This window comes from Enterococcus sp. C76, assembly GCF_040886985.1.
In the GTDB taxonomy this organism is placed as follows: Bacteria; Bacillota; Bacilli; order Lactobacillales; family Enterococcaceae; genus Enterococcus_B; species Enterococcus_B lactis.
This window is the reverse complement of record NZ_JBFOEY010000004.1, coordinates 82,529-96,269: the sequence shown is the minus strand read 5'-3', so window position 1 is coordinate 96,269 and position 13,741 is coordinate 82,529. Positions and strand designations below refer to the sequence as shown.

Sequence of the window (13,741 nt, the reverse complement as noted above, 5' to 3'; positions counted from 1 at the left end):
TGAATTAAATTAATTTGTAATCGAAGTAAGGATGAATAAGAATGATAGACTATAATAAGATAATGATTATTACCCTAGATAAAAAATCTGTCCTTTATTCAACAGACGCAATTGAACTTGGAATAGACGTAAACAGTTATTTTAAAAAAAGAAATATGTTTGTCAAATGTTTAAATCATCTTGACAGATATATTAATACTACTTTTTCCAGAATAGCATATGGTGACTGGAAAAAAAGATTAAATGGGATAGAATTACTAATACTAAATTCACATTTTTTTTCAAAATCAGTTATCAAGTACGTAAATAAACATTATCCACATGTTCGTATTATTATTTGGTATAGTAATCCTGTTTCAGTAGATACACCTATTGACTTCTTTGATGGACTAAATTGCGAAATCTGGTCATTTGATAAAAAAGACGTTGAACAGTTTTACTTAAATTATAATAATCAATTTATTGATACGAGTAGCTTAAAAGTCGTTTCACATGAGAAAAAATATAAGTCTGAATTGTGCTTTATAGGAATAGATAAAGGACGATTAACTTATTTAACAGAACTTCAAACTTTTTTCAAAGAAGTAGGTATAGATTCAATGATCTATATTGTAGATTCTAGTCGAAATTCTTCTTCAACTTATCAATATGAAAAGCCGTTAAGTTATCAAGAGGTAATCAACTATGAAGGAAATTCGAAAGCGATATTAGATATTGTTCAAGAAAATCAAACAGGACTGTCTCTTAGACCTATTGAGTCGATTTTTTTGGGAGTAAAACTAATAACCAATAATAATATGGTAAAATATCAGGATTTCTATAATGAGCAGAATTGTTTTTTACTAACAGAACGACCTTTATCTGAACTAAAACAATTTTTAAATACCCCATATATTCCGGTACCAGATAAAATATTAGAAAAATACACTCTAAAGAATTGGATCAACAACTTTATACGATTTGATTCAGATAAATGATTATAGTTTTTTAGAAAGATGATGTGATAAAACTTGAACACGAAGGCAAAAATGGTTTTTCGTAACTTATATTATACGGTTGGAGCAAATTTCATAACTTTAGCTATTTCCGTACTATTGAATTTATTTGTGCCTAAACTGCTTGGAGTAAGGGAATATAGTTACTGGCAACTGTATGTGTTTTATTCTTCTTATGTTGGTTTTTTGCATTTAGGATGGATAGATGGTATCTATTTAAAAATTGGCGGTGAAGAATATGAAAATCTAGATAAAGATAATCTAGGTTCGCAGTTTTGGTATCTATGCCTTTTTGAGACCCTATTATCTGTAGGTGTTATTATCTTTAGTCAGTTCTTCATGCCTCCATCTTATAAGAAAATGATTTTGACTTTAACAGCAGTAGTTTCTGTTATTACGATAATGAAAACATTTATATTATATGTGTTACAATCAACAAACAGAATAAAAGAGTATGCTCAATTATCTCGTGGCGACAGATATTTATATGTAATAATGATAGGAATGTACTTTTTTATAGGCGGACGAAACTTTTTTTGGCTGATTATATTAGATATCATTTCAAAACTAATCATCACTTTATGGGGAATGATGCAAATTTCTGATATGGTTTGGCAAAGAAATATACTTAAATTTAAATCTATTTTAAGAGAAATTGTTGATAATATCAATATTGGTAGTAAATTGATGTTATCAAGTATTGCAGGTATGCTTATTATTGGTTCAATTCGTTTTTTTGTAGAACAAAGATGGACAATTGAAATTTTCGGTAAACTATCTTTTACTTTGAGTATCTCTAATATGTTTTTGACGTTTATTAATGCAATAGGTATAGTAATGTTTCCACTGCTACGTCGTTCGAATAAAGAGAAACTTCCATGGTTATTTAAAACAATAAGAGATTTGTTTGTACCAATTACGTATAGTTTTTTAATTTTTTATGTTCCAGCTAGATATATTTTAAGCATGTGGTTACCAGAATATGCTGATAGTCTTCAATATATGGGAATTCTATTTCCTATTGTTATTTACGAGGGAAGAATGTCTTTATTGATAAATACCTATTTAAAAACAATACGTAAGGAAAAAACAATTTTGTTTGTAAATATACTTACTTTATCATTAACATTGTTGTTTGCTATAGTTATTATTTTCTTAGTTGGAAATATAATGCTTGCAGTAGGACTAATTTTATTTAGTTTAGCATTAAGATGTAATCTTGCAGAATTTTTCTTATGCAAATACTTAGATGTAAAAGTAGGAAGTAAAATTATATTAGAAACCGTATTAACAATCTTGTTTATTATTGGTAACATAGTATTCGACGGTGGGTTCTTAAGTATGGTTGTTTATTTAATTAGTTTCTTAGTATATATATTTATTATTAGAAAAAATTTGGTAAAAAGTGCCAAAGAATTTTGGCATCTAATGAAAGCCGATAATTAGTTTGATATTTAAGTTAATAGAAAATAAATATGTGCAATTGGAGTGAAACTTGTGGATACTATATTGATTACTGGCGGAGCTGGTTTTATCGGTTCAACGCTAGCGAATTATTTGGGAAAAGAAAACAAAATCGTAGTAGTCGACGATTTATCAATGGGAAAAAAAGAAAACTTGGATATGGAGAAACAAGTGACTTTCATTGAGGGGGATGTATCAGATCCTCAATTGATGGAAAGAATCATGAAAGAATATCAGTTTGCCTATATTTTTCATCTAGCTGCTGTAGCTAGTGTGGCAGATTCTGTAGAACGGCCTTTAGAAACACATCGTGTAAATTTTGACAGTGCGCTTTTATTGCTTGAATTAGCACGAAAATATCAATCTGATTTAAAACGATTAGTATTTAGTTCCTCAGCTGCAGTTTATGGTGATGAACCAACATTGCCAAAAAAAGAAGAATCAGTCATCCGTCCATTAACACCATATGCTATCGATAAGTTTGCAGCAGAACAATATGTTTTGGATTACTGTCATTTATATGATGTTCCGACTAGTGCTGTCCGATTTTTTAACGTTTATGGTCCAAATCAAAATCCAAACTCTCCATATAGCGGAGTCATTTCGATTCTAGTGGATCGTTACAAAAAACAATTGGCAGGAGAAAAAGCGGAATTTACTTTATTTGGCGATGGGAGTCAGTCTAGAGACTTTGTTTATATAGAAGATGTTATACAAGTACTTTTACTTGTTGCCAAGGAAGAAAAAGCTTTAGGACAGCAATTCAATGTCGGTACAGGAAAAAGCACTACGCTACTTGAATTGATCCATTCAATTGATCAAATCTTAGGAACAGAGCTAGCGCTTAAATATGAAGCGGAGCGTTCAGGGGATATTCGTGATTCCTTAGCGGATATTTCAAAAATTCGTTCTTTAGGCTATCAGCCTAAATTTGATATATTGAGCGGAATGGAACGGTATTTAAAGTCAGAAATCAACTAAAACAAAAACCAGCAAGATGCTGGTTTTTTTGTTTCGACTTAGCTTTTTAAATTAACACCTTCCATCAGTTCATAAATCTGATTTCTTAAATCAGTGGCCGGCAATTTGATGTTTTTATCTGATTGGATATTACTTTCCATAACGATGGCATCTTTAGTGTCTTTTTTCATCGCCACTACTGCATGGAATCGATTGATATTCCCCTGAGCAAGGATATAATCGTTTCCACTGTAAACACCGCCGCTGTAAGGATGTTTATCACCATTATTTTGCCACAATGAGAAAAGTAGTTCTTTTGGTATGATACCGCCAGAAAGAACACTGGTAAAGAATTTGTTCAAGTCATAAACAGACATACTTATGTTTCCTGTACCTAATTCATTTCGGATGTCGGTTTCAGGCTCGATCAATGCTTTTGAATAATCGTCAGTTGCAGACATCTGGTAAGATACAGCATGTTGAGGCGAATTTTTTACATTGTCATAAAAATCTGTATGTTCTAGATGGAGAGGACGAATGATTTCTTTTTTTAGAAGAGTTTCATAAGGCTGATTCGTTAGTTTGATCAATATCCCTGTAAGCAATGTATAATTCAATGGTTCATAATGATACGTATCATAATCAGTAAGTTTCAAATGATGAAGGGCGAACTGAATGATTTCACTATCCGACATAGGTTTGTCGGGAGAAGCAGTTCGATGAAGACCAGAGCGCATATAAAGCATATTTTTGATTGTGATTTGCTGACTTCCAGGAATCTGAGGATAAAATTCTGCTAACTTTGTGTCAAAAGTTAACTTACCAGCTTGGATTTGTTTTAGTATCAGTAAAGCAGTCATTGCTTTTTGAATCGAACCGATTTGATAGTAAATAGAAGGTGAATTCGATTCTTTTACGCGCAGATTTGCATATCCATATCCTTTTTCTAATAGTACGCGATTATTTTTGCGAACATAAATCGAACCGATATAATCTGATTTTTGTAGTAATTGATCAATTTTGCTAGCAAGCCTCTGCTCATCGGGCGTTAAATTGGAAGTAAGTTGTGTTGGCTCCGCTTTATAAGTTTGGGACTGAGGTATTTTTGTTAATTGACCTCCTATAATGATGCCTGTTGAAAAGAAGCTGACAGACAATAATAAAATTACAAGAAAAGAAATAGAAATTTTTTGTTTTTTTCGATGTTTTCCTTTTGACATGTTAATTCCTTTCTATCCATTTTTAACTATTTTTCATTGTAATCCTCAAAAAGAGTATTTGCCACTTACAATTTTGACATAATATTTGGTAAAATAATTCACGGCAGTAGAAATTTCATGTATAATAAACAGAGTTACGAAGATGATAGTAAGGAGGAGTTGTTTTGTCAGGAAACAAACAACACCCAAGTAAAGATAAAAAAGAAGCCAGTAAGGCAGCTACAGCAGATATAATCGACAAGCGGAGAAATCTGCGTAAAAAAGAAGATAAGATTGTGAGGAAGATCATTTTAGTGATTGCTCTTACATTATTAATTATTGGCGGATTTCTTGGATTTACCGTGTATCGTTATGTAGATAGCGGGTTGAAGCCTTTAGATAAATCAGATGACCAATTAGTCCAAGTGGAGATCCCGAGTGGCTCTTCTAACAAGCAGATTGGTGAGATTTTGGAGAAGGACAATATTATTAAAAGCGGGATTGTTTTCAATTATTATACAAAATTTAAAAATTTAACTGGCTTTCAAGCTGGCTATTATCAGTTAGCGCCTAATATGACTCTTGACGAGATTGGCAAACAGCTGCAAGAAGGCGGCACTTCTGAGCCAACAAAAGTTGCAGATGGGAAAATTGCCATTCCAGAAGGGTACGATATCGATCAGATTGCTGAACGGGTAGCGAAGGTAACTGGTAAAGACAAGAAAGAATTTTTAGATTTAGTGAATGATGAGACTTTCTTTAATGAGTTGCACCAAAAATTCCCAGAACTGTTGGAAAGTGCATCTAAAGCTGAGAACACAAAATACCGTTTGGAAGGTTACTTATTCCCAGCCACATATGATTATTACACGAGTACTTCGCTTAAGGATCTAGTGATTGAAATGGTGAACAAGACGAATACGGTCATGCAAAACTATTATTCAGCTATCAAGCAGAAAAATTTGACTGTACAAGAAGTTTTAACTCTAGCTTCTCTAGTTGAAAAAGAAGGCGTAAAAGAAAACGATCGTAAAAACATTGCACAAGTCTTCTTTAACCGAATCAAGGCAAATATGCCACTTCAGTCAGATATCTCTGTTTTATACGCATTAGGTGAACACAAAGAATTAGTGACGTATGAAGATACAGCTGTAGATTCACCATATAATTTGTATACCAATACCGGCTATGGACCTGGACCTTTTGACAATCCAAGCGAAGAGGCAATCAAGGCAGTATTAGAACCAGCAGAAAATGACTATTATTATTTCGTAGCAGATACGAGCACTGGAAATGTTTATTTCGCTAAAACATATGAAGAACATATGGAATTAGTGGAAAAATATGTAAATAATTCTTAGAAAAACAGGCTCTAGACATTGATCATTTTTAGAAAAACATTTACATTTGAAGAAAAGCGTGGTAATCTTTTTTGGACTATATTCCTCAAAAGATTACCTTTTGCGGTATTTTATCGAAAAAAGGAGACGTTACACATGGTAGAGAAAGTTTATCCAATGACTCTAGAAGGTAAAGAAAAATTAGAAAAAGAATTAGAAGAACTAAAAACAGTCAAACGCGGGGAAATCATTGAACGAATCAAAATTGCCCGCGGTTTCGGAGATCTTTCCGAAAACTCTGAATATGAATCAGCGAAAGATGAACAAGCATTTGTTGAAGGAAGAATCACAACAATTGAAAATATGATTCGTTTTGCTCAAATCATCGATAACGACGGTGTAGATGCAGATGAGGTATCAATTGGTAAAACAGTTACATTCATCGAACTACCAGATGGAGAAGAAGAAGAGTACACGATTGTCGGAAGTGCTGAAGCAGATCCGTTTTCTGGCAAAATTTCCAATGATTCTCCTATTGCGCAAGCATTGATTGGCAAACGTAAAAATGATGAAGTAACTATTGCTACTCCAGGTGGCGATATGTTAGTTAAAATCGTCAAAGTAGAACAAGCGTAGTCTGACTGAAAGATCTAGAGAGTTCATCTCACTGATGATACACTCTAGATCTTTTTCTCTTTGTGTATTTTAGATTTCAACAAACGATCTTACATCTAAAGTCCTATAGCCAACAGTTAAAAAAATAGGTATGATGAAATGAGAATGTGTCAGGAGGGAGAAAGAGCGATGAATAGTTCTTGGCGTTTTTTTGTGGTAGTTGAAGCACTACTGCTGTTATTTGCTGTTTGGCAAATCGTAAACAATACTGGACTTTTGTTTTTAGTGATATTCGGTATTTTCAATATATATCTAGCTATGCGCAAACATCCTCGTACTAAATTTCAAAATTTTCAATTGATATTAGGAAGTTTGGTCATTTTTTTTAGCTTAGTCAACAGTCCTGCTTTATGGATGATGGCTGTATTTGCCGTTTTATTTATTGGACTAAAAGGTGTAGAGATTTCAGGGATAGATTTAACCAAAAATGCTTTTTGGCGAAAGAAACAGATCATGATGGTCCAAACAGAGCAATTAAAAACACATAATAATGAGCGGAAAAGACAGCAATTATTCGGTAACCAACGTATTGGAAACGACGTCTATGAATGGGACGATATCAACATCGCCGTCATTTCTGGTGATACTATCATAGATTTGGGCAATACGCTTTTGCCAAAAGATGATAATATTGTGATTGTAAGAAAAGGGATAGGCAGAACACGAATCTTAGTACCTTTGGGCGTAGCCATCCGATTAGAGCATGCGACATTAGTAGGAAATGTCTTGTTTGAAGAAGAGCAATTTTCTTTGAAAAATGAACAAATCAAAATCTACAGCAGTGATTATGATGAAAACCCTCGTAGACTGAAGATTATTACTAATACCTTGATTGGAGATGTCGAGGTGATACGAATATGATGGGAAAAATATCCAGAGCGATGCTAGCTGTTTATTCGGGGATTGCGGCTTTCCTTATTATTCTATTTTCACTTTTCACTTATTTTTATGCCAGTAATCAAAGTCATTGGTGGGGAGAATTACTGCGTGCACGTTTATTATATGTTCCGCTTATCTTCCATTTGTTAGCTATTTCCTTAGGTGTAGGATTAATCGTCTTTCTATTATTATCACTTATTCAAAAGACAAAATACGGGAAAATCGAAGAAAAGCTGCGTGCACTCTCTTCTGGCAATTATGAATCCAAATTGTTGCTTCTTCCGATCCCAAGTGCATCGGACGATTTATACATCAAAGATATTGATAAGGAAATCACTAAAATAAAAGAAAAAATGATTGAAGTATCTAGTGAATTACAAATTGTAACGAGCCGTCCCCAATATGTAGATGGACAAACCAAAGAAGAAATTTTAGAATTAGAAAGACATCGATTAGCCCGTGAGCTGCATGATTCAGTTTCGCAACAATTGTTTGCAGCAATGATGATGATGTCGGCATTAACGGAGCAAGCAGAAAAAAGCGAGACACCAGAAATGTTCCGCAAGCAGTTGAAAATGGTAGCAGAGATCATCAACGCTTCCCAGTCTGAGATGCGTGCGCTGCTTCTTCATCTGCGTCCAGTCAATTTAGAAGAGAAAAGTTTAAAGCAAGGTATCGAGCAGTTATTGAAGGAATTGCAAAATAAAATCCAGATTTCGCTGAAATGGGATGTAGAAGATGTAAAACTATCTAGTTCCATTGAGGATCACTTGTTCCGAATCGTTCAAGAATTGTTATCAAATACATTAAGACATGCCAAAGCCAATGAATTAGAGGTATATTTGCACAAAATAGACAATAATCTTTTGTTACGTATTATTGACGACGGAACAGGGTTTAATATGAATGAAACGAAAACGGGAAGTTATGGATTGAACAATATCAAAGAACGAGTAGCTGGTATTGGTGGAACAGTAAAAATCATTAGTTTTAAAGGGCAAGGTACAAGTGTAGAAATCAAGGTCCCTTTGATGAAGGAGGCATAGATAAGGATGATAAAAGTTTTATTAGTAGATGACCATGAAATGGTGCGCTTAGGTGTCTCTTCTTATTTATCTATTCAAGAAGACATTGAAGTAATTGGAGAAGCTGAAAATGGACGACAAGGCTATGAGAAGGCGATGACACTTCGACCGGACGTCATTTTAATGGACTTAGTCATGGAAGAAATGGATGGTATCGAATCAACAAAAGCAATCTTAAAAGATTGGCCAGAAGCTAAAATCATTATCGTAACCAGTTTTATTGATGACGAAAAAGTTTATCCTGCCATTGAAGCAGGTGCAGCAGGGTATTTGTTGAAGACCTCTACCGCACATGAAATTGCTGATGCTATAAGGGCAACGCAACGCGGCGAGCGAGTATTAGAACCAGAAGTGACAACAAAAATGATGGAAAAAATGAGTCGGCGAAATGAGCCTGTATTACATGAAGAACTAACGAATCGGGAAAATGAAATTTTAATGTTGATTTCTGAAGGAAAAAGTAATCAGGAAATAGCGGACGAATTGTTCATTACACTGAAAACAGTAAAAACACATGTTTCCAATATATTGGCTAAGCTAGAAGTGGAAGACCGTACACAAGCCGCTATCTATGCATTCAAACATGGTTTGGTGAAATAATGATTTTTTGAGGGAAAGATTTAGCTAATCTACCCTCTTTTTTTACATAAAATAAAGGATTCATCCTGTTTTTAATCTCTTTTTCTGTTCACCAACTGTTCATTTTTCTTTTTTTATAGTTTAATAGTAATAGGAGAAAACTTTACCCGAAAAGTGAAAGAACGAGGGAGGAAATTATGAAGAAAAAGTGGATAGGACTATTCTTAAGCCTGTTGTTATTGACAGGATCAATTGCGCCAAATGCTTATGCTGTTACTCAAAGCAGCACTTCTGATGAGCTAAAAACGGAACATACAACAGAGACTTCCACACAACCAATGAGTGAGTCGACGACCCATGAAAGTACAGACGACTCCTTGCCACAGGCCTCAGCTAAGGAAGAAGATTCAGGAGAATATTCAGAAAATAATGAAATAACAGAAAAAATAGAAATCAATAAAAGCAATTTTCCTGATGATCATTTTCGAAATTGGTTGTTGGAAATGATTGATACAGATAAAGATGGTTACTTATCAAATGAATTATTGGAAGTAACACAGTTAAACTTGGAAGGGTTACAGATACAGACACTAGAGGGAGTCAATTTCTTTAAAAATTTAACGAAGATCGAAGTACAAAACAATGAGCTGAAAGAATTAGATGTACATGAATTAAAGAAATTAGCATATTTAGATGTTTCATCTAACCAACTTTCAAAAATTGATCTTTCCCAAAATAGCGAATTAACGTATTTTAAGGGAGAAAATCAAACGGTTACAAGTATTGCAAACAAAATGGATAATAAATGGGAAATAAATGATGACACGCTGAAACCAGAGAAAGAACAAACGATTTTAGAAACAGAAAAATGGCAGTATGATGGAAATCACTTTTATTCAAACGAACAGACTCCATTAAGCTATATTTATGAAGTAGATTTTTCAGATGACGCAGTATTAGAAGAAGCAGCAGAAAAAACATTGACAGTAAAAGTGACGGTCGAATATATGGAACCAGAACAAAAAGAGGCTGATTCTATCGTACCTGATTCATCATCTATAATATTGAAGAAAGGAGAAACAAAACAACTTGCGTACACGAGTGTCCCCGATGGAAGTATCATATCGGATCCGTTATGGGAATCTTCTGACCCATCAGTAATAGAAGTAGATGAGAACGGTAAAGTAACAGCAAAAGAAGCTGGGGAAGCTAAGGTAGAGTTGAAGAACGCTGAAAAAGTCCTCGGTGAATTCACGGTCATTGTAGAAGCTGAAAAAAATGAATCTCAGACAAAAGAAACAGCACAAACTTCTGACGAAACCACAGATCGTTCACCAATTTATAGACGAAGTGCGTTAGCTGCGACTCCTACGATCACCTATCAAACACATGTACAAGATATTGGTTGGCAAACACCAACTGCTAATGGAGAAGTTGCTGGAACAACTGGACAGAAAAAAAGGATAGAGGCTATCAGAATTCAAGTGAACAACAGTTCATTAAATGGTGACATTGAATATAGCAGTCATATTCAAGAACAAGGATGGCAATCATATGTTAGAAATGGTGGTAACTCTGGTACAACGGGAAATTCACTTCGTATGGAAGCCATACGTATTCGTTTAACAGGTCAGTTAAGTCAATATTATGATATTTACTATAGAGTACATTCAGCAGAGTTTGGATGGCTAGGGTGGGCAAAGAACGGAAAAGATGCAGGAACTTCAGGTTTTAGTTATCGCATGGAAGCCATACAAATTCAGTTAGTAGAAAAGGGGAAGAAAGGGCCTTTGGAAAGCACAGCTTACTACCAAAGAAATTCTTTAATTCCTCCAAATATCAATTATCAAACATACATCCAAAATATAGGGTGGCAGAATCCACAATCAAATGGGTTAACAGCTGGAACTGTAGGAGAAAAACTTAGGTTAGAAGCTATTCGTATGAATGTAACCGATTCTGAATTTTCTGGTACAGTTAAATACAGTAGCCACATTCAAGACATTGGTTGGCAAAAAGAGCAAGAAAATAATGATATCTCTGGTACTAATGGTCAAAACAAAAGAATTGAAGCAGTAAAAATACAGTTAACAGATGATTTAAATAAATTTTTTGATGTATATTACAGAGTACATTCAGCGGAATTCGGATGGTTAGGCTGGACAAAGAATGGAAGTGAAGCTGGTAGCTCTGGTTTTTCATTTCAAATGGAAGCAATCCAAGTTCAGTTAGTAGTAAAGGGGCAGAATGGGCCAACTACCTCTATTTCTTATTATGAAAAAAATAAACTAACGGTACCAACCATAAACTACCAAGCACATTTACGAAATATTGGCTGGCAATCTGTTCAAAGCAATGGAAACAATGCGGGGCTGACAGGGCAAAGCGCTAGGATAGAAGCTTTAAGAATCAATGTAGCAAACACGCCACTTCCTGGTGTAGTGGAGTATACAAGTCATGTACAAAATATAGGTTGGCAAAATTATAGTAGAAATAACGAGATTTCGGGAACAACTGGAAGAGCTCTTCATACAGAGGCAGTTCGAATACGTTTGACTGGACAATTAAATCGTTTCTATGACATTTATTACCGAGTCCATTCAGCACGTCTTGGCTGGTTAGATTGGGCAAAAAATGATCAATATGCTGGAACATCTAGATTGAATTTGCCAATGGAAGCAATCCAAGTCGTAATTGTCAAAAAAGGTGCAGCAGCCCCTGGACCAACGACGAATCCTTATCAGACATCTATTAACCATCTATTTGTGATGGGACATGGAGTCAATGATCCTGGTGCTTCTTATAATGGTGTCAATGAGCGTGATTTTACTAGAGGAGAATTGATGCCTCATTTACAAAGATGGGCTGCTCGTTTAACGAGGAATCGGATCACTTTTTATAATACAGCTGCAGATATGTATCAAGATTCTCAACGTATGCAAGGTGCATATACGATTAGCAGTTCATTTTCTTCTGTATCAGAATTTCATTTAGACAGTGGCGTCATTGGGGTTAGCACGGGCGGTCATGTAATCGCTCATCGTAATGGGAACTCATTGACTGCACAAAATTATGCAATCGCCAACGTCATACGAAATTATGTAGGTCTTTGGGGATCGGTACAAAACACAGGAGGGATCAATCTGCGAGCTGACTTACTAAACATGAATGTATTGCAATCAAGAGGGATACCTTACCGTTTAGCTGAGTTAGGCTTCATAACGAATACAAATGATGTAGCAAATATCCGAAATAATATCGATATGATCGCCAAAGGAATTGTAGAGAGTATGACTGGCGAAAATTTATAGTGAAACAAACTATACAAGAAAGATAGTGGGGAAAGTTTGGGACTGTGACAAAAGTCGTGTCGCAGTCCCTTTTTCTGAATAAACAGTATTCAAGAGACTGCTATCGGTAATAAGGCACGATTTTGTCGTCGCTCAAGGTTGAACGTCTCTTTTACAACCTCTTTTTCCGCAAAAGAATGCTTGCTTTTGTTTTTGTAAAGGCTTTGTTATACTGAGAAAAGAAGATACTAAAGGAGGAAAACGGTGAAACAAAATTTTGCAATTGTAGGTCTTGGACGATTTGGCGGAAGTATCTGCCGAACACTGATCGAAGCTGGTCAAGAAGTACTGGCTATTGATAGTAATGAAGATCGGGTCAATGAATATATGAATATAGCCACTCATGCTGTTGTGGCAAATGCACAGGATGAAATGACACTTCGATCATTAGGCATAAGAAATTTCGATCATGTAATTGTCGCTATTGGAGAAGATATTCAAGCCAGTATCTTAGTTACTCTGATGGTAAAGGAAATGGGCGTACCAAATATTTTAGCAAAAGCCCAAAATGAGTATCATGCCAGAGTACTTGAAAAGATCGGAGCTGATCGCGTCGTCCATCCCGAGCGAGACATGGGAATAAGGATTGCGCACAATTTAGTATCAAAGAATATTTTAGATTACCTAGAGTTGTCAGATAAATATTCTTTAGCAGAAATCCGAGTATCCAATCCTAGATTTTTCAATAAAACATTATCTGAATTAAATTTTAGACAACGTTTTGACTTAACAGTAGTTGCAATTCGCAGAGTAGATCAAACGGTGATCGCTTCACCTGCAGCAGATGAATACGTTCGTGAAAACGATAATCTGCTAGTGATTGGTGAGACAGGCGATGTGGATATTTTAGACGATAAGATGAATCAATAGAAAGCAGGTTGTTAGGATGGAATTAACAGTAACGCCAAAAGCACAAAAATGGTTTGAATCAGAAATCGATCTGCCAGAAACTTACGGAATACGTTTTTTTGGAAAAGTCTACGGCAAAACAGAAGTTCATGATGGTTTTTCGATTGGGATGTCAGTGGAACAGCCTGAACATCCTGTCAAGAAAGTGGAAATAGATGGGACACTGTTTTTTATTGAGGATGCAGATGAATGGTTTTTTAAAGGATATGATTTACTTGTAGATTATGATCCAAAACTAGAAGAACCAACCTATCACTTTAAAAAACAATAGAAGCAAGAGGGTGTGACAAGTTGTCACACCCTCTT

The 13,741-nt window shown here is 34.9% G+C and carries 12 protein-coding genes; 11 read left to right on the top strand and 1 reads right to left on the bottom strand.

The window, feature by feature from the left end:
- Window positions 1-41 precede the first annotated feature (41 nt).
- Genes AB3I00_RS06790 through AB3I00_RS06780 form a run of 3 tightly spaced genes read left to right on the top strand, consistent with a single transcriptional unit; the run spans window position 42 to window position 3,440 of the window.
- A complete protein-coding gene (locus tag AB3I00_RS06790) occupies window positions 42-977 on the top strand; it encodes a lipopolysaccharide biosynthesis protein (protein WP_104835779.1) in 936 nt (311 codons plus the stop codon).
- 33 nt (window positions 978-1,010) lie between these two features.
- Complete coding sequence (locus tag AB3I00_RS06785) at window positions 1,011-2,441, top strand: lipopolysaccharide biosynthesis protein (RefSeq protein ID WP_025478856.1); 1,431 nt, start codon at window positions 1,011-1,013, stop codon at window positions 2,439-2,441.
- 51 nt (window positions 2,442-2,492) lie between these two features.
- Entirely contained in the window at window positions 2,493-3,440 is a 948-nt protein-coding gene (locus AB3I00_RS06780) for an NAD-dependent epimerase/dehydratase family protein (RefSeq protein WP_368024982.1), read from the top strand.
- 38 nt (window positions 3,441-3,478) lie between these two features.
- Here the strand turns inward: AB3I00_RS06780 and AB3I00_RS06775 are convergent, their stop codons facing one another.
- A complete protein-coding gene (locus AB3I00_RS06775) occupies window positions 3,479-4,639 on the bottom strand; it encodes a serine hydrolase (RefSeq protein WP_016628659.1) in 1,161 nt (386 codons plus the stop codon).
- 164 nt (window positions 4,640-4,803) lie between these two features.
- On the opposite strand from AB3I00_RS06775, the gene mltG reads away from it, so the two are divergent.
- The 8 genes from mltG to AB3I00_RS06735 all read left to right on the top strand — a co-directional run bounded on the left by mltG (window position 4,804) and on the right by AB3I00_RS06735 (window position 13,706).
- The gene (mltG, locus tag AB3I00_RS06770; protein ID WP_002289159.1) at window positions 4,804-5,979 is read left to right on the top strand and encodes an endolytic transglycosylase MltG; all 1,176 of its coding nucleotides are present in this window, start codon (window positions 4,804-4,806) and stop codon (window positions 5,977-5,979) included.
- Window positions 5,980-6,114: 135 nt separating this feature from the next.
- Window positions 6,115-6,594 carry a transcription elongation factor GreA gene (gene greA, locus AB3I00_RS06765; protein ID WP_002289156.1) on the top strand — a complete coding sequence of 160 codons (480 nt, stop codon included), beginning with the start codon at window positions 6,115-6,117 and terminating at the stop codon, window positions 6,592-6,594.
- A 168-nt stretch (window positions 6,595-6,762) separates the two neighbouring features.
- Window positions 6,763-7,494 (top strand): cell wall-active antibiotics response protein LiaF, encoded by a 732-nt coding sequence (gene liaF / locus AB3I00_RS06760; RefSeq protein ID WP_368024981.1) that lies wholly within the window; start codon window positions 6,763-6,765, stop codon window positions 7,492-7,494.
- Window positions 7,491-8,558, top strand: coding sequence for a two-component system sensor histidine kinase LiaS (gene liaS / locus AB3I00_RS06755; protein ID WP_002289154.1), 1,068 nt, complete (start codon window positions 7,491-7,493; stop codon window positions 8,556-8,558). Before liaF ends, liaS begins: the two co-directional genes overlap by 4 nt.
- Before the next feature lie 6 nt (window positions 8,559-8,564).
- Complete coding sequence (locus AB3I00_RS06750; protein WP_002289153.1) at window positions 8,565-9,197, top strand: response regulator transcription factor; 633 nt, start codon at window positions 8,565-8,567, stop codon at window positions 9,195-9,197.
- A gap of 176 nt (window positions 9,198-9,373) precedes the next feature.
- Window positions 9,374-12,487 (top strand): N-acetylmuramoyl-L-alanine amidase, encoded by a 3,114-nt coding sequence (locus AB3I00_RS06745; RefSeq protein ID WP_368024980.1) that lies wholly within the window; start codon window positions 9,374-9,376, stop codon window positions 12,485-12,487.
- A 243-nt stretch (window positions 12,488-12,730) separates the two neighbouring features.
- On the top strand, window positions 12,731-13,396 hold the full coding sequence (locus AB3I00_RS06740; RefSeq protein ID WP_002315315.1) for a TrkA family potassium uptake protein: 666 nt from the start codon (window positions 12,731-12,733) through the stop codon (window positions 13,394-13,396).
- A gap of 16 nt (window positions 13,397-13,412) precedes the next feature.
- Window positions 13,413-13,706: a HesB/YadR/YfhF family protein gene (locus AB3I00_RS06735; RefSeq protein ID WP_002292868.1), complete on the top strand. Its 294-nt coding sequence runs from the start codon at window positions 13,413-13,415 to the stop codon at window positions 13,704-13,706.
- The last annotated feature ends 35 nt before the right edge of the window (window positions 13,707-13,741 follow it).